The 16484-nt window shown below is 69.8% G+C and carries 13 protein-coding genes; 3 read left to right on the plus strand and 10 right to left on the minus strand.

The annotated features are described in order from the left end of the window. Window positions 1-4: 4 nt before the first annotated feature. Complete coding sequence (gene uvrA, locus ACFVR6_RS12555; protein ID WP_386963481.1) at window positions 5-2905, minus strand: excinuclease ABC subunit UvrA; 2901 nt, start codon at window positions 2903-2905, stop codon at window positions 5-7. A 156-nt stretch (window positions 2906-3061) separates the two neighbouring features. On the opposite strand from uvrA, the gene ACFVR6_RS12560 reads away from it, so the two are divergent. After that, window positions 3062-5212 carry a catalase gene (locus ACFVR6_RS12560; RefSeq protein ID WP_386963483.1) on the plus strand — a complete coding sequence of 717 codons (2151 nt, stop codon included), beginning with the start codon at window positions 3062-3064 and terminating at the stop codon, window positions 5210-5212. Between the two features lie 3 nt (window positions 5213-5215). On the opposite strand, the gene ACFVR6_RS12565 is transcribed toward ACFVR6_RS12560, so the two are convergent. Then, window positions 5216-5653, minus strand: a complete 438-nt coding sequence (locus ACFVR6_RS12565) for a MarR family winged helix-turn-helix transcriptional regulator (RefSeq protein ID WP_386963485.1) — start codon at window positions 5651-5653, stop codon at window positions 5216-5218. A gap of 32 nt (window positions 5654-5685) precedes the next feature. Between ACFVR6_RS12565 and ACFVR6_RS12570 the strand changes: the two genes are divergently transcribed. Next, on the plus strand, window positions 5686-5928 hold the full coding sequence (locus tag ACFVR6_RS12570) for a hypothetical protein (protein WP_386963487.1): 243 nt from the start codon (window positions 5686-5688) through the stop codon (window positions 5926-5928). Window positions 5929-6028: 100 nt separating this feature from the next. Here ACFVR6_RS12570 and uvrB read toward each other — a convergent pair whose 3' ends face one another. Continuing rightward, a complete protein-coding gene (gene uvrB, locus ACFVR6_RS12575; RefSeq protein ID WP_386963489.1) occupies window positions 6029-8104 on the minus strand; it encodes an excinuclease ABC subunit UvrB in 2076 nt (691 codons plus the stop codon). Window positions 8105-8240: 136 nt separating this feature from the next. Here uvrB and ACFVR6_RS12580 point away from each other — a divergent pair, with 136 nt between their 5' ends. After that, complete coding sequence (locus ACFVR6_RS12580) at window positions 8241-8615, plus strand: response regulator transcription factor (RefSeq protein WP_386963491.1); 375 nt, start codon at window positions 8241-8243, stop codon at window positions 8613-8615. Here the strand turns inward: ACFVR6_RS12580 and ACFVR6_RS12585 are convergent. The 7 genes from ACFVR6_RS12585 to ACFVR6_RS12615 all read right to left on the minus strand — a co-directional run bounded on the left by ACFVR6_RS12585 (window position 8612) and on the right by ACFVR6_RS12615 (window position 16378). After that, a complete protein-coding gene (locus tag ACFVR6_RS12585; RefSeq protein WP_386963494.1) occupies window positions 8612-9772 on the minus strand; it encodes a diguanylate cyclase domain-containing protein in 1161 nt (386 codons plus the stop codon). The genes ACFVR6_RS12580 and ACFVR6_RS12585 overlap by 4 nt on opposite strands. Beyond that, the gene (locus ACFVR6_RS12590) at window positions 9769-11487 is read right to left on the minus strand and encodes a sensor histidine kinase (protein WP_386963496.1); all 1719 of its coding nucleotides are present in this window, start codon (window positions 11485-11487) and stop codon (window positions 9769-9771) included. Before ACFVR6_RS12590 ends, ACFVR6_RS12585 begins: the two co-directional genes overlap by 4 nt. 9 nt (window positions 11488-11496) lie before the next feature. After that, a complete protein-coding gene (gene coaE, locus ACFVR6_RS12595; RefSeq protein WP_386963498.1) occupies window positions 11497-12144 on the minus strand; it encodes a dephospho-CoA kinase in 648 nt (215 codons plus the stop codon). Between the two features lie 90 nt (window positions 12145-12234). Then, a complete protein-coding gene (rpsA, locus tag ACFVR6_RS12600; RefSeq protein ID WP_386963500.1) occupies window positions 12235-13683 on the minus strand; it encodes a 30S ribosomal protein S1 in 1449 nt (482 codons plus the stop codon). A gap of 197 nt (window positions 13684-13880) precedes the next feature. Beyond that, a complete protein-coding gene (locus ACFVR6_RS12605) occupies window positions 13881-14249 on the minus strand; it encodes a TraR/DksA family transcriptional regulator (RefSeq protein ID WP_386963502.1) in 369 nt (122 codons plus the stop codon). Continuing rightward, window positions 14246-14893 (minus strand): NAD(P)H-binding protein, encoded by a 648-nt coding sequence (locus ACFVR6_RS12610; protein WP_386963504.1) that lies wholly within the window; start codon window positions 14891-14893, stop codon window positions 14246-14248. Before ACFVR6_RS12610 ends, ACFVR6_RS12605 begins: the two co-directional genes overlap by 4 nt. 57 nt (window positions 14894-14950) lie before the next feature. Next, complete coding sequence (locus tag ACFVR6_RS12615; RefSeq protein WP_386963506.1) at window positions 14951-16378, minus strand: APC family permease; 1428 nt, start codon at window positions 16376-16378, stop codon at window positions 14951-14953. Between the last annotated feature and the right edge of the window lie 106 nt (window positions 16379-16484).

Below are 16484 nucleotides of genomic sequence, written 5' to 3' on the forward strand. Positions count from 1 at the left end.
CCGCTCAGCCCGCCTTGCGGACCGCCTGCGCGTCGCCCAGCACCTCGGCCAGGAACGCGCCGGTGTGACTGCCCGCGACACGGGCCACCTTCTCGGGCGTCCCGGTGGCGACGATCTGGCCACCGCCCGATCCCCCCTCGGGACCGAGGTCGATGATCCAGTCCGCCGACTTGATGACGTCGAGGTTGTGCTCGATGACGATCACGGTGTTGCCCTTGTCGACCAGCCCGCCCAGCACTTCGAGGAGCTTGCTGACGTCCTCGAAGTGCAGACCCGTGGTCGGCTCGTCGAGCACGTAGATGCTGCGCCCGCTGGAGCGGCGCTGCAGTTCGGTGGCGAGCTTCACGCGCTGCGCCTCACCACCCGACAGCGTCGTCGCCGACTGTCCCAGCCGCACGTACCCGAGGCCCACGTCGACGAGGGTCTTCAGGTACCGGTGGATCGCCTGGATCGGCTCGAAGAACTCCGCAGCCTCCGCGATCGGCATCTCGAGCACCTCGGCGATGTTCTTGCCCTTGTAGTGCACTGCGAGCGTGTCGCGGTTGTAGCGCTTGCCGTGGCAGACCTCGCAGTCGACGTACACGTCGGGCAGGAAGTTCATCTCGATCTTGATCGTGCCGTCGCCCGAGCACGCCTCGCAGCGGCCGCCCTTGACGTTGAAGCTGAAGCGCCCGGGCAGGTAGCCGCGCACCTTGGCCTCGGGGGTTTCACTGAACAGGGTGCGGATGCGGTCGAAGACGCCGGTGTAGGTGGCCGGGTTCGACCGCGGGGTACGGCCGATGGGAGCCTGGTCGACGTGCACGACCTTGTCGAGGTCGTCGAGCCCGGTGACGCGGGTGTGCTTGCCGGCCACGCGACGCGCGCCGTTCAGGCGCGTTGCGAGCACTTCGTAGAGGATGCCGTTGACCAGCGTCGACTTGCCCGAGCCGCTCACGCCGGTGACGGCGGTGAGCACCCCGAGGGGGAACTCCGCCGTGACGTTCTTGAGGTTGTTCTCGCGGGCGCCGACCACCGAGATCATGCGCTTCTTGTCGATGGGTCGGCGCTTGGCGGGCACCGGGATCGACCGGCGGCCGGACAGGTACTCCCCCGTCAGCGAGCTGCGATCCTCCAGGAGCGAGGCGAGCGGCCCGGAGTGCACGACGTGCCCGCCGTCGACGCCGGCGCGCGGCCCGATGTCGACGACCCAGTCGGCCGCGTGGATGGTCTCCTCGTCGTGCTCGACGACGATGAGGGTGTTACCCAAGGCCTTCAGCTTCAGCAGTGTGTCGATGAGCCGGCGGTTGTCCCGCTGGTGCAGGCCGATCGACGGCTCGTCGAGCACGTACAGCACGCCGGTCAGTCCCGAACCGATCTGGGTCGCCAGGCGGATGCGCTGCGCTTCGCCGCCCGAGAGCGAGCCGGCGGCGCGCGACAGGGTGAGATAGTTGAGCCCCACCTGGATGAGGAAGTCCAGTCGTGCCCTGATCTCCCGCAGCACCGCCGCAGCGATCTGCGCTTCGCGCTCGGTGAGCTCGAGCTGGGCGAAGTACTGCTGTGCCTCGGCCAGGCTCAGCCGCGAGGCGTCGGCGATGGAGTGCCCGTGCACCAGCACGGCGAGCACCTCGGGCTTGAGCCGGTCGCCGTTGCACACCTGGCACGGCACCTCGCGCAGGTACTCCGACCACCGCTGACGCTGGCTGTCGGTCTCGGCCTGGGCGTACTGGCGCTCGATGTAGGGCACCACTCCCTCGAAGCCGGAGGCGTAACGCATCTCCCGGCCGTACCGGTTCTTCCACTTCACCGTGACCTTGTAGTTCTCGCCGCGCAGCACGGCATCCTTCACGTCCTGCGGGAGCTTGCGCCACGGAGTGTCGAGCGAGAAGTTCAGGTCGCGGGCCAGGCCCTCGAGCAGCCGTTCGTAGTACTGGTAGAGCCCCTTGCCCTGCGTCGTCCAGGGAATGAGCACACCCTCGCTGATCGACAGGTCCTCGTCGCCCACCATGAGGTCGACGTCGACGGACATCTTGGTGCCCAGGCCCGAGCACGCCGGGCACGCGCCGAAGGGGGCGTTGAATGAGAAGGTGCGCGGCTCGATCTCGGTGAGCTGCAGAGGGTGACCGTTGGGGCACGACAACTTCTCGGAGAACGACTGCCAGGCGTCGTCGCCCGTCTCATCGACGAAGTTCACCTGCATGATGCCGCCGGCAAGGCCCAGCGCCGTCTCGACGGAGTCGGTGACGCGACTGAGGATGTCGGGGCCGGCGACGAGACGATCCACGACCACGGCGATGTCGTGCTTGTAGCTCTTCTTCAGCGTCGGCGGCTCGGCCAACTGCACGAGGTCACCGTCGACGACGGCGCGCGCGTACCCCTTGGCGCTGAGCTCCTTGAAGAGGTCGGCGAACTCGCCCTTCTTCTGCGTGACGACGGGAGCGACGATCTGGTACCGCGTGCCGTCGGCCAGCTCCATGAGCTGGTCGGCGATCTGCTGCACCGTCTGCCGCTGGATGCGCTCGCCGCACTGCGGGCAGTGGGGCACGCCGATGCGGGCCCACAGCAGACGCATGTAGTCGTGGATCTCGGTGATCGTGCCGACCGTGGACCGCGGGTTGCGGTTGGTCGACTTCTGGTCGATCGACACGGCGGGGCTGAGGCCCTCGATGAAGTCGACGTCGGGGCGGTCGACCTGCCCGAGGAACTGGCGGGCGTAGGAACTGAGCGACTCGACGTAGCGGCGCTGGCCCTCCGCGAAGATCGTGTCGAACGCGAGGCTCGACTTTCCCGAGCCCGACAGGCCCGTGAACACGACGAGCGAATCGCGGGGGATGTCGAGGTCGACGTTCTTCAGGTTGTGGACGCGGGCGCCACGGACGCTGAGCGTTCCGCTGGAGTTCGCGGGCGCGGGGACAGAGACGATGGGCACTGATCAAGTCTAGATCGGGCCTCCGACACCGGCTCGGAAACACCTGCGAACCAGCCGGGTAGGCCACCATCCGCGCGGCGTCAAGCCGCGGCGCCCGGGGCGTCTCGCGACGTAGCCTGCCGGGACCGCGACCGCAATCGACCATGGAGGATCGACATGACCGACCACCAGACCGACCAGGACGACATCGTGATTCCCGGCGCCCCCGCCCCGGTGCCCCCGTCGCTCGAGGAGCCGACCGAGCCCCGGGAGCCGCTTCCCCCGGCGCCCGACCAGACCGCCCCCGAGACCGTCACCCCCACCGGTGCGCAGACCGGCGTCCCTGCCGTGAGCCGCGCCCAGCAGGGCGCATACCTCACGACGGCGCAGGGCGCCCGACTGCGCGACACCGACCACTCGCTCAAGGCCGGACCCCGGGGTCCCGTGCTGCTGCAGGACCACCACCTGCGGGAGAAGATCACCCATTTCGACCACGAGCGCATCCCCGAGCGGGTGGTCCACGCCCGCGGCGCCGCCGCGCACGGCACCTTCGTCGCCAACGGCGCCGCGGCATCCGTGACCCACGCCCACTTCCTCCAGCCCGGAGTCACCACCCCCGTTTTCGTCCGGTTCTCCACCGTGCTCGGCTCGCGCGGCTCGGCCGACACCGTGCGCGACACCCGCGGCTTCGCGACGAAGTTCTACACCGAGCAGGGCGTGTACGACCTCGTCGCCAACAACATCCCGGTGTTCTTCATTCAGGACGCGATCAAGTTCCCCGACGTCATCCACGCCGGCAAGCCCCACCCCGACCGCGAGATCCCGCAGGCGCAGTCCGCGCACGACACCTTCTGGGACTTCGTCTCACTACACACCGAGGCTCAGGCGCACGCGATGTGGAACATGTCCGACCGCGGCATCCCCCGCTCGTACCGCATGATGCAGGGGTTCGGCGTGCACACCTTCCGCATGGTCAACGCGCGCGGTGAGACGTCGCTGGTGAAGTTCCACTGGCGCCCGAAGCTCGGCACCCACGCCCTCACGTGGGAAGAGGCCCAGCTCGCCGCCGGCAAGGACCCCGATTTCCACCGTCGCGACCTCGCCGACGCGATCGAGGCGGGTGCCCACCCGCAGTGGGACCTCGCCCTCCAGGTCATGCCCGACACCGAGGACGAGACGTTCGAGGGCATCGACCTGCTCGACCCCACGAAGTTCGTCCCCGAGGAGCTCGCGCCGCTGCAGGTGGTCGGCACGATGACCCTCACGGCCAACCCGACGAACTACTTCGCCGAGACCGAACAGGTCGCCTTCCACCCCGGCCACCTCGTGCCGGGGATCGATGTGACCAACGACCCGCTGCTGCAGGGGCGCCTCTTCTCGTACATCGACACGCAGCTCACCCGCCTGGGCGGGCCGAACTTCGCCCAGCTGCCGATCAACCGTCCGCACGCCGACGTCAACGACATGCAGCGCGACGGCATGCACCAGACGGCCGTGCACAGCGGGGTCGCGCCCTACAAGCCGAACTCGCTCGACGGCGGCTGCCCCTTCCACGCCGGGTCGGCGGAAGGCGCCTTCACCGACCTGCCGGTGGCCGTCACGCAGTCGGTGAAGGAGCGCTCACAACCGGCGAGCTTCGACGACCACTTCTCGCAGGTGACCCAGTTCTACCGCTCGCTCACGCCGATCGAGCAGCAGCACGTCGCCGAGGCGTACGCGTTCGAACTGGGCAAGTGCTACGAGCAGGCCATCAAGGAACGGCAGCTGCAGGCGCTGGCCAACATCGACGCGGGCCTGTGCGCGACGGTGGCCGATGCCCTTGGCCTGCCCGCCCCCGCGCCGACCGTGCCGCCGACCGACGCGCCGCCGAGCCCCGCTGTGGCGATGGTCGGCGGGCGCTGGCCCATCGAGGGGCGCATGGTCGGCATCGTCGCAGACGAGCAGACCGACCAGGGCGAGCTCGCCCGCACACGCGCCGCCATCCACGCGGTGGGTGCGGTGCCGTTGGTCATCGCACCCCGCGGCGGCATGCTCGGCACGGTGCCGGTGCAGCGCACCGCCCACACCGCGGCGAGCATCGAGTTCGACGCGCTGGTCGCGCTCGCACCCTCCGACGACCCGCGCACGGCAAGGCTGTTCGACGAGGCGTTCCGGCACGGCAAGGCGATCGGCGTGACCGATGCCGCGCGCGGCGTGCTCGCCGGCGCCCGCATCCCCGAGGACGCCCCCGGTGTGCTCGCCGGACCCGCCGATCAGGTCGTGGCCGGGCTGCTGGAGCTCATGCCCGAGCACCGCGTCTGGCAGCGCTGGGCGGCGCCGCTGCGCTGACGGTCAGGCTCGCCCCGTTCCCGCGAACGGGGCGAGCCCGTCCCGCAGGGCCGCCAGCTGGGCGGCATCCATGCCCACGAGCGCCATGATCTGCTCCGGCACCCGTCGCGCGTCCTCGCGCAGCGCCCTGCCGGCCTCGGTGAGGTCGATGTCGAGCACCCGCTCGTCGTCGTTGCGGCGTGCACGCGTGACGCGGCCCTGCGCCTCCAAGCGCTTCACGATGGGAGACAGCGTCGCGGGCTCCATGGCGAGCTCATCGGCCAGGGTGCGCAACGACCGTGGCGCGTCGTCCCAGAGGGCCAGCATCACCAGGTACTGCGGGTGGGTCAGCCCCAGCGGCTCGAGCACCGGCCGATACAGCGCCACCACGTTGCGCGCGGCGGTGACGATGGCGAAGCACACCTGGTTCTCGAGCTTCAGCAGGTCATCGCGCACGTCCATGGGGGCAGTCTAGCCAATTGGTTAGTACACTAATGATCATGACGCGAAGTAATCCCGACCGGCCGCCGCTGCGGCAGCGTGTGCGCGAGGCCGGCGGCTGGTACACCTACCTCAACTCGCGTCTGATCAAGTTCGCCGGCCCCGCCTCGGTCGGCCCCTACGACGTCGAGCCGGAGCCCACGCGCACCGAACGCGCCTGCCCGCTGTGCGGCCACCCGATGTCGCAGCACACGTTCGACCGGTCGGGACCGAAGCCCCTCATGACCTGCCCCTAGGGATCGCACCGCCGGCATCCGCCCGCCGGCGCGGGCATCAGACGGCGCCGGGCACGCCGGAGACCGGTGCGGCCAGCGGCCGTCGGCGCGAGCGGGGGGGTCAGGCGTGGCCGGCGCGCTCCATGGCGCGCAGTTCCTTCTTCAGGTCCTGCACCTCGTCGCGCAGGCGCGCGGCCAGCTCGAACTTCAGCTCGCCGGCAGCGGCGAGCATCTGGTTCGACAGATCCTCGATCGTCGCCTCGAGCTGCATCGCACCCTCGGCCGCGATGCCCTCCCGGCGCAGCCGCGGCGTCGGGCTCTTGCCCTTGCCGCTCGCCCCGGCACGCTTCTTCGACAGCATCTCCTTGGTGTCGGATGCCTCGCGGTTGAGCACCTCGGTGATGTCGGCGATGCGCTTGCGCAGCGGCTGCGGGTCGATGCCGTGCTCCAGGTTGTACGCCACCTGCTTCTCACGGCGGCGATCCGTCTCGTCGATCGCCTTGCGCATGGAGTCGGTCATGTTGTCGGCGTACATGTGCACCTCGCCCGACACGTTTCGTGCGGCGCGGCCGATCGTCTGGATGAGCGAGGTGCCCGAACGCAGGAACCCCTCCTTGTCGGCATCGAGGATCGCCACGAGCGACACCTCGGGCAGGTCGAGGCCCTCACGCAGCAGATTGATGCCGACCAGCACGTCGTAGACGCCGGCGCGCAGCTCGCTCAGCAGTTCGACCCGGCGGAGGGTGTCGACGTCGGAGTGCAGGTAGCGCACGCGGACGCCGTGCTCGGAGAGGAAGTCCGTGAGCTCCTCGGCCATCTTCTTGGTGAGGGTCGTCACCAACACGCGCTCGTCGCGCGTGACCCGCAGGCGGATCTGCTCCAGCAGGTCGTCGATCTGGCCCTTCGAGGGCTTCACGACGGTCTCGGGGTCGACGAGCCCGGTGGGGCGGATGATCTGCTCCACGATGCCGTCGGCGATACCCATCTCGTACCGACCGGGCGTCGCCGAGAGGTACACCGTCTGGCCCACGCGCTCCTTGAACTCGTCCCACCGCAGCGGACGGTTGTCCAGGGCGCTGGGCAGGCGGAAGCCGTGGTCGACGAGCGTGCGCTTGCGCGACGCGTCGCCCTCGTACATCGCGCCGATCTGCGGCACCGTCACGTGCGACTCGTCGATGACCATCAGGAAGTCGTCGGGGAAGAAGTCCAGCAGCGTGTGCGGGGGCTCGCCCGGCATCCGCCCGTCGAGATGACGGGAGTAGTTCTCGATGCCGGAGCAGAAGCCCAGCTGCTGCAGCATCTCGAGGTCGAAGGTCGTGCGCATGCGCAGCCGCTGCGCCTCGAGCAGCTTGCCCTGACCCTCGAGCTCCTTGAGCCGCTCGGCCAGCTCGTGCTCGATCGTGCCGATCGCCCGCTGCACGGTGTCGGCGCCTGCCACATAGTGCGACGCGGGGAAGATCGGCACGGCATCCATCTTCTGCACGACGTCGCCGGTGAGCGGATGCAGCATGTATAGCGCCTCGATCTCGTCGCCGAACAGCTCGATGCGGATCGCGTACTCCTCGTACACCGGGATGATCTCGATCGTGTCGCCGCGCACACGGAAGTTGCCGCGCGAGAAGTCGACGTCGTTGCGGTTGTACTGCATGGCGATGAGCTTGCGGATGAGGGCGTCACGGTCGTACCGCTCCCCCACCTGCAGCGCCACCATGGCCCGGAGGTACTCCTCGGGCGAGCCGAGGCCGTAGATGCACGACACCGTCGAGACCACGACGACGTCGCGCCGGCTCAGCAGCGAATTGGTCGTCGAGTGGCGCAGGCGCTCGACCTCGGCGTTGATCGACGAGTCCTTCTCGATGAAGGTGTCGGTCTGCGGGACGTACGCCTCGGGCTGGTAGTAGTCGTAATAGCTCACGAAGTACTCCACCGCGTTGTTCGGCATGAGCTCCCGGAACTCGTTCGCCAGCTGCGCGGCGAGGGTCTTGTTGTGCGCGAGCACGAGGGTGGGACGCTGGACCTGCTCGATGAGCCAGGCCGTGGTGGCCGACTTGCCGGTACCGGTCGCACCGAGCAGCACGACATCGGTCTCTCCCGCGTTGATGCGGGCGGCGAGCTGGGCGATCGCCTGCGGCTGGTCACCGCTGGGAGAGTACTCACTGACGACCTCGAAGGGCCGGACGGCGCGCGTGGTCTGCATCCTTCCAGCGTAGGCCGCCCCGCCGACACCGGGCCGAGCGTTCGCCCCGGGCATACGCCCGCGCGACGCGCCCGGCGGCCCTCAGGCGGCACGCGGCGCGGGTCGCGTACGATTGCCGAGAGAGCGAGGCGACAGCGTGCAGCGTACGGCAGTGGTGCTTGAGGACGAAGAGGACATCAGGTCACTGATCACAGCAGTGCTCTCCGGCGCCGGCTACGAGGTCTTCGAAACCGCCAACGGTCTGGACGCGGTGGAGCTGGTCAGCACCCACAACCCCGACCTCACCACGCTCGATGTCAACGTCCCCGGCATCGACGGCTTCGAAGCCGCCCGCCGCATCCGCGCCGTCAGTGACACCTACGTCATCATGATCTCCGCGTTCGTCGAAGAGGCCGATGCCGAACGCGGGCGACTCGCCGGCGCCGACGAGTACCTCGGCAAGCCGTTCCGCCCGCGTGAGCTGCGCGCCCGGCTCGAGATGGTGCCCGACCGCCGCCGCGCCGCCGACTAGCTCGGATCCGCCACCAGCACGGCGGATGCCACGCTGGACGCTGCCCGCGCGGCCGCACCGCGGGCGTCGGCCATCAGGGCCTCGGCATCCTGCCGGTACGCCGAGCTCACGGCGATCCCGACCCCGAGCGAGGGCAGCACGCCGCCGCTGATGGAGTTGAAGGCGTCGAAAAGCTCGCGGTACAGCGCCATGCCGAGCCGTCGCGCCTCACCGGCGGAGCGCACCGTGGTGACCACAGCGAGTCGCTCGTCGCCGTCCTCGCCCACGACCGCCAGTGGCGGGGCGCCGCGGCGCACCGCGCTACGGCCGGCGGCGATGAGCTGATCGGCGAGCTCCAGCCCGAACGCGGTCGCGATGTAGTCGAGCTCCTCCAGCCGGATGACCAGCACCGCCACGTGGTCGCCGTGGCGGCGGGCCGCCCGCACGACCTCGGCGAGGGTCTGGCCGAACACCGGCGCCGGCTGGATGTCCAGCAGCGATCCGGCTTCGGCGGTGGCGGCACGCCCCCGCAGACCGGTGCGGGTGGCGCGCAGCACCGAGGTCGCCACGACCGAGGTGATCGTCAGCAGCACCGTCAGTGCCGACGCGGGGACCGTGCCGAACCAGACGGTGAAGATGGGGTCCTCGGGGCCCACCCAGATGAACACCACGATGCGGCACAGGAAGAACAGCGACTGCAGCGCGAAGACGAGCGTGAGCATGGTCGCGTTGGTGGCCCGGCGCATCGCGCCGCGGCGGGACTCGACCGCCGCGGTCAGGGCGAACAGGCACAGCGGCGCGAACATCCACAGCGCCCCCGCCCAGCCGCCTGCGTCGGGTCCTGCGATCAGGACCCCCACCGCGGCCGCGACGGCGGCGAGCACGACCAGCGCGATGGGCCAGCGCATCGGGTGCTCGTTGTAGCGGCGGCATCCGAGCCACATGAATCCGGTGCCCGCGACGAAGGTGGCGTTGCCCAGCGCGACGGCCCACTGCGCACTGCCGTCATTGGCCCACACGGCGTAGCAGAGGGTGGTCAGCATGGCACTGAGGAAGCCGAGGGCCCACAGCCGCCCGGCGGGGTCGTCGCGGCGCAGGAACGTCTCCGCGATGAACAGCACACCGCAGACGATCACCACGAGCGCCGTGATGGCGGCGAGCGTCCCGTCGGGCATCATGCCGCCCCACCCCCTGCCGCGGTCCTCACATCGGCCGACGGCTGGGTGGGTGCGCCCGGGCGCACCGCCGGGATCGACACGGTGAAGGTGGATCCGACGCCCAGTGTGCTGTTCACATAGATGTCACCGCCGAGCCGGCGGACGATGTCGCGGCTGATCGACAGCCCCAGCCCGCTCCCCTCCACGCCTTCGCGCCGCACCGCGGCCCCACGGTAGTACCGCTGGAAGATGTTCACGAGATCCTCCTCGTCGAGTCCGACGCCGGTGTCTTCGACGAGGATCAGCGTCTTGCGGTCGCGCGTCGCGGTCATCAGCGCCACACGCCCGCCCTCGCGGTTGTACTTGATCGCGTTCGACAGCAGGTTGTCGACGACCTGACGCAGCCGCAGCGGATCGACGTATGCCCGTGCCGGCATGGCACGGGATAGATCGATGGTCACGTTGCGGCTGCTGTGGCCGGTGACGACCGACTGGGCGGAGGCCTTGACGATCTCAAGCACGTCGACGTCCTCGGGGGTCATCGGCAGGGTCGCCGCGTGGCTGGATGCCGCCAGCACGTCGCCGACGAGGGCCAGCAGCCGATCGGCGTTGCGGTCGGCGATCGCGAGGCTCGACGCCGCCGTCGGCGGCAGCCCCGGCTCGTCGAGCGCGAGTTCGATGTGGCCGATGATCGAGGTGAGCGGCGTCCGCAGCTCGTGGGACACCGAGGACACCAGCAGGTCGCGGGCCTGCAGCGCCGACATCTCCGCGGTGACGTCGCGGCACACCAGCACGGCCGCGGCATCGGGCTCCGCACCGGTCCCGGCCAGGCGGTGCACCGTGATGCTGAGCGCCCGCCGCTCCCCCACCACCGGCTCGATCCACACGCGCTCGTCGTCGAACTCCTCGCCGCGCAGGGCGCGGGCCAGCGGCAGCTGGTCCTCGAGGATGCGGGTGCGCCCGTCCCTGGCGTAGACGGGCGGCGACGCACCGTCGGCGTCGGTCAGCAGGTGCTGCAGATGCCCCTGCGCGTCGTTCATCACGGCGATCGTTCCGTCGTCCTCGATGTGCAGGACGCCGAGGTCCGCGGTGTCGAGCACTTCGGACAGCAGCTGCTCCTGATGCCGGGAGCGCTCCAGCGCCTGCGCGAGGATCTCCGCCTGCCGCCGCAGCAGTCGACGCTGCGCGGCGGCGCGACGCGCGCCGGTGTACGCCGTCGCGCCGATCGCGATGAGCATGACCGGCAGCAGGAAGATGCCGAAGTTCGTCAGCTGACGGGGGTCCATCGCGGCGGAGACCGCGAAGCCGGCGATCGCGATGCCCACCCCGCCGAGGAAGCCCGGGAGAGCGAAGCTCGACGCCAGCCACAGCACCGGGAAGGCGAAGAGCAGTCCGGTGCCCGCTGTCGGGTCGGCCAACCGCATCAGCGAGATGGCGATGATGTCGCCGAGCGGCACCACCGCCGTCCACGCGAACGGGATACGACCCCACGGCACCGCGATGGCCACGGCCGTGAGCACGAAGACGATGACGACCCCGGAGAAGTACACCGGGACGTTCCCGGTGAACCCGTGATGGAACATCAGGAAGGTGAGGACGAGCACGACGCCGGCCAGCACCAGCTGGTTCAGCGCGGCGTTGCGCAGGGCCGCGCGATCGACGACCGCGGCATCCTGACGCGACCGCCGGCGCGAACGCTGGTCCACGCCGCGTGGACGGGACTCGGGCGATTGCATGTCTCGACGTTATCGCGGCTGAGGACCCGCGCCGTGACCGCCGACCGCCTCGTCAGGCAGTGACGCGGTCAATCTCGCCCAGAGTTCGTCGGTCTGGGCGAGGGTCGCCGCGAGCGTGCCCGTGGTGTCGATGACGACATCGGCGATCTCGAGGCGGCGCTCGTCGGACACCTGCGCGGCGATGCGGGCCCGTGCGTCGGCCTCGGCCATGCCGCGCAGCTGCACGAGACGGTCCACCCGCAGCGCTGCCGGCGCATGCGCGACGACGATGAGATCCCACGGGTCGTCGGCCCTGGCCTCGACGAGCAGGGGCACGTCGTAGACGACGACCGCGCCGGGGTCGGCCGCACGCGCTGCCGCGAAGCGACGGGCAGACTCCTCCCGCACCGCGGGATGCACGATGGCGTTCAGCCGCGTCACGGCGTCGTCGTCGCCGAACACGCGGGATGCCAGGCGCGCACGGTCCAGCGACCCGTCTGCGGTGATCACATCGTCGCCGAAGGCTGCGGCGATCTCGGTCAACACCGGTGAGCCGGGCGACTGGACCTCACGGACGATGCGGTCCGCGTCCACGATGACCGCGCCGTGCTCGGCGAGGCGGCCGGCGATGGTGGACTTCCCCGACGCGATCCCGCCGGTCAGTGCGATGAGGGGCATCTGTCGAGCATGCCAGATCGTCCCCGGCGCGTGCACGCCGGGGACGACGAAGGGCCGCCACTGCGAACAGTGACGGCCCTTCGTGATGGATCAGCGACCCGAGAGCTTCTCGCGCAGAGCCGCGAGTGCCTCGTCGTCGGCCAGCGTGCCGACCGAACCACTGTCGGACGAGTACGAACCCGCACCCGCGTCGACACCGGCGGCAGCCTCGGCCTCGAGGGCCTTGGCAACGGCAGCCTTGTGGGCTTCCCAGCGACCCTGGGCGGCGGCGTACTCGGCCTCCCAAGCAAGGCGCTGCTCGTCGAAGCCTTCCTTCCACTGGTTGGTCTCGGCGTCGAAGCCCTCGGGGTACTTGTACTCCCCGTTCTCGTCGTACTCCGTGACCATGCCGTAGAGGGCCGGGTCGAACTCGGTGCCGTTGGGGTCGACCGACTCGTTGGCCTGCTTGAGCGACAGCGAGATGCGACGACGCTCGAGGTCGATGTCGATGATCTTCACGAAGACCTCTTCACCGACCGAGACGACCTGCTCGGCGAGCTCGACGTGCTTGCCCGACAGCTCCGAGATGTGCACGAGGCCCTCGATGCCGTCTGCGACGCGCACGAACGCACCGAACGGAACCAGCTTGGTGACCTTGCCCGGCGCGACCTGACCGATCGCGTGGGTACGGGCGAAGACCTGCCACGGGTCCTCCTGCGTCGCCTTGAGCGACAGCGAGACGCGCTCGCGGTCGAGGTCGACCTCGAGGATCTCGACGGTGACCTCCTGGCCGACCTCCACGACCTCGGATGCGTGCTCGATGTGCTTCCACGACAGTTCGGAGACGTGCACGAGGCCGTCCACGCCGCCGAGGTCCACGAACGCGCCGAAGTTGACGATCGACGACACCGTGCCCTTGCGGACCTGGCCCTTGTGGAGGTTGTTGAGGAACGTGGTGCGCGACTCGGACTGCGTCTGCTCGAGCAGGGCGCGGCGCGAGAGCACGACGTTGTTGCGGTTCTTGTCGAGCTCGAGGATCTTGGCCTCGATCTCCTGGCCGAGGTACGGCGTGAGGTCGCGGACACGGCGGAGCTCGATGAGCGAGGCGGGCAGGAAGCCGCGCAGCCCGATGTCGACGATGAGACCGCCCTTGACGACCTCGATCACCTGGCCGGTGACGACGCCGTCGTTCTCCTTGATCTTCTCCACGTCGCCCCAGGCACGCTCGTACTGAGCGCGCTTCTTCGACAGGATGAGTCGGCCTTCCTTGTCCTCCTTCTGGAGAACGAGGGCCTCGACGTGGTCGCCGACGTTGACGACCTCGTTGGGGTCGACGTCGTGCTTGATCGAGAGCTCGCGCGAGGGGATGACACCCTCGGTCTTGTAACCGACGTCGAGGAGCACCTCGTCACGGTCGATCTTGACCACGGTGCCTTCGATGAGGTCGCCGTCGTTGAAGAACTTCAGGGTCTTCTCGACCGCGGCCAGGAAGTCCTCGGCAGATCCGATGTCGTTGATCGCGACCTGCTTGGTGGCCGGGGCGGTCGTTGCGGTAGTCATGTAGTGGGTTGTCCTTGTTGGGTGTGGTATCGGGCCTCGAACTGTCGACGGCGCCTGTGCGCACGGCGGCGACAGGAACCTCCAGCAGAGGCGGAGCGGATTGTGTCGTGCGATGCCACCCGAACATGCCGATGTATCGGCCATACGGATGACACTTCAGGATACCAGAGAGGCGGCCCGTCCCGCGAGGCGCGGCGTCACCGCGACCGGGCGCCGGCGCAGGTGACGCACCGGTCGGCCGAGGGCCGCGCCTGCAGGCGCTCCACCGGGATCTGCCGGCCGCACCCGACGCACACCCCGTAGGTGCCGTCCGCCACGCGCGTGAGCGCGGCATCCAATTCGTCGCGCTCAGTGCGCGCGGCGCGGCGCAGCGCCTCGACCTGCAGCCACTCCCCGCTGAGCGTCGAGCCCTCGGGGTCGTGCTCGTCGTCGGCGGTGCCGTCGGCGCGGTCGCGACGCAGAAGCGCGTCGTCGCGGTCGAGGCGCGCGATGCGCTCATCGATCTCGGACCGTCGCCGCTCGAGCTCGCCGGCCAGTGCTGCCAGCGCCGCCCCGCGGTCGCTCACCCGGCGTGCAGGGCGTCGGCGATGGCGACGTCGCCGCTGCCGAAGCGGAGCGTGCGGCCGATGGTCGCATCGTCGGCGAGGGCGGCCGCGATGACCGCCGCGACGTCGCCACGGGGCACCGCGCCGTCGCCCTGCGGGTCGAGCACGATCCGGCCGGTGGGCTCGTCGAGGGTCAGGGCGCCGGGGGCCACGATGGTCCACCGCAGGCCACTGGCGTGCAGGTGCTCGTCGGCGGCCCACTTCGCGTCGGCGTAGGCGAAGAAACCGTCGTCGGGGGCGATGCCGTGATCGGCGCGGGAGCCGATCCACGACACCATCACGAAACGGGGCACACCGGCCGCGACCGCAGCGTCGATGGCGCGGATGGCGGCGTCCCGGTCGACCGCATAGGTGCGCGCGGCATCGCCGCCACCGGCGCCGGCCGCCCACACGACGGCGTCGTTGCCCGCGACCAGATTCGTCAGCTGGTCGCGGTCGAACGAGGCGATGTCGGCCACGAGGGGCGTCGCGCCGGTCGCTGCGACGTCGGCTTCGTGGTCGGGGTTGCGGATCACGGCGGTCACCGTGTCACCGCGCTGCACCAGGAGCGGTTCCAGACGCAGCGCGACCTTGCCGTGTCCGCCGATGATGAGGATGCGGGCCATGGAGGACTCCTTCCGAAAGGCGTCCGCCCACGCTACCCCGCGGCCGAGGCCGGCGGGTCAGCTCGCGCCGACCTGCTCGCGGCGTTCCGCGGTGGCCAGCACGCTGTGGCGCCGACCCCACAGGAAGTAGAACACCAGCACGACGGCGATCCAGACGCCGAACCAGGCGTACGTCGACCAGCCGAGCCCCGTGATGAGGTAGACGCACGCGGCGATCGAGAGCACCGGCGTCACCGGGTAGCCCGGCACGCGGAAGCCGCGCGGCAGGTTCGGCTGTGTGCGGCGCAGCACGATGACGCCCACCGACACCACGATGAAGGCGACGAGCGTACCCATCGACACGAGGTCCCACAGGCTCGTCAGCGGCACGAGCCCTGCAAGCAGCGCCACCGCCGCCGCCACCACGACCGTGGAGAACACCGGCGTCTGCGTGCGCGGGTCGACCCGGGCGAACGCCTTCGGAATGAGACCGTCGCGACCGATCGCATAGAGGATGCGCGTCTGACCGAACATGATCACGAGCGTCACCGAGAAGATCGACACCACGGCGCCGGCGGCCAGGAGCGTCGCGGGCCACGAGGCGCCCAGCACGTCCGCGAGGATCACGGCCAGGCCGGCGCTCTGCTGGTCGGGATCGGCGAAGTCCTGCCAGGGCTGGGCGCCGACGGCGGCGATCGCGACGAACAGGTAGACCGCCACGACCACGGCCAGTGCGATGAGGATCGCGCGCGGGAGGGCGCGCTGCGGGTCCTTGACCTCGTCGCCCGCCGTGGAGACGGCATCCAGCCCGATGAAGGTGAAGAAGATCGTCCCGGCGGCGGCGGTGACGCCCGCGGCGCCGAACGGGGCGAACTGGGCGAAGTTGTCGACGTTGAACGCGGTGATCGCGATCGCGGCGAACATCAGTAGCACGGCGACCTTGATGACGACCATGATCGTGTTGACCATCGCCGACTCGCGGGTGCCGCGCACCAGCAGCACCGCGCACATGGCCACGAGCACGACGGCGGGCAGGTTGACGATGCCGCCCTCCATCGGGCCCGCCATGAGCTCGGGGGGCAGGTTCAGCCCGAACAGGGCACCGAGCAGGTGATCGAGGTAGCCGCTCCAGCCGGCGGCGAGGGCGGCGGCCGAGACCCCGTATTCGAGCACGAGACACGCCGCAACCCCCATCGCGACGATCTCGCCGAGGGTCACGTACGCATAGGAGTAGGTCGACCCGGAGACCGGCAGCGCGGAGGCCATCTCGGCGTAGCAGACGGCCGAGAGCCCCGCAGCGACGGCCGCGATGAGGAACGAGAGCATGACGGCGGGACCGGCCAGCGGCACCGACTCGTGCATGACGAAGAAGACGCCGGTGCCGATCGTCGCGCCCACGCCGAGCATCGCCAGCTGGAAGGTGCCCAGACGTCGCGGCAGTGAATTCTCGCCGGCGACCTCTGAGGTGATCGGCTTACGCCGGAAGAGTGTGCGGACCGCGCTCATGCGAGGCGGCATCCGAGATTCTGATTGCAGGAAGCCACTGATTAATTGTACGATCCCTGCCCGCGACCTCGAACCGGACGCCCGCCGATTCCATTCAGCGGAATAC

The organism is Microbacterium sp. NPDC058021 (assembly GCF_042885955.1).
Taxonomy (GTDB): Bacteria; Actinomycetota; Actinomycetes; order Actinomycetales; family Microbacteriaceae; genus Microbacterium.

Coding starts and splice junctions, on each gene's coding strand:
- ACFVR6_RS12585 (WP_386963494.1), bottom strand. CDS start 9,772: ATGATGCCCGACGGGACGCTCGCCGCCATCACGGCGCTCGTGGTGATC.
- rpsA (WP_386963500.1), bottom strand. CDS start 13,683: ATGACTACCGCAACGACCGCCCCGGCCACCAAGCAGGTCGCGATCAAC.
- uvrB (WP_386963489.1), bottom strand. CDS start 8,104: ATGCAGACCACGCGCGCCGTCCGGCCCTTCGAGGTCGTCAGTGAGTAC.
- ACFVR6_RS12590 (WP_386963496.1), bottom strand. CDS start 11,487: ATGCAATCGCCCGAGTCCCGTCCACGCGGCGTGGACCAGCGTTCGCGC.
- ACFVR6_RS12560 (WP_386963483.1), top strand. CDS start 3,062: ATGACCGACCACCAGACCGACCAGGACGACATCGTGATTCCCGGCGCC.
- ACFVR6_RS12615 (WP_386963506.1), bottom strand. CDS start 16,378: ATGAGCGCGGTCCGCACACTCTTCCGGCGTAAGCCGATCACCTCAGAG.
- ACFVR6_RS12565 (WP_386963485.1), bottom strand. CDS start 5,653: ATGGACGTGCGCGATGACCTGCTGAAGCTCGAGAACCAGGTGTGCTTC.
- ACFVR6_RS12610 (WP_386963504.1), bottom strand. CDS start 14,893: ATGGCCCGCATCCTCATCATCGGCGGACACGGCAAGGTCGCGCTGCGT.
- ACFVR6_RS12570 (WP_386963487.1), top strand. CDS start 5,686: ATGATCATGACGCGAAGTAATCCCGACCGGCCGCCGCTGCGGCAGCGT.
- coaE (WP_386963498.1), bottom strand. CDS start 12,144: ATGCCCCTCATCGCACTGACCGGCGGGATCGCGTCGGGGAAGTCCACC.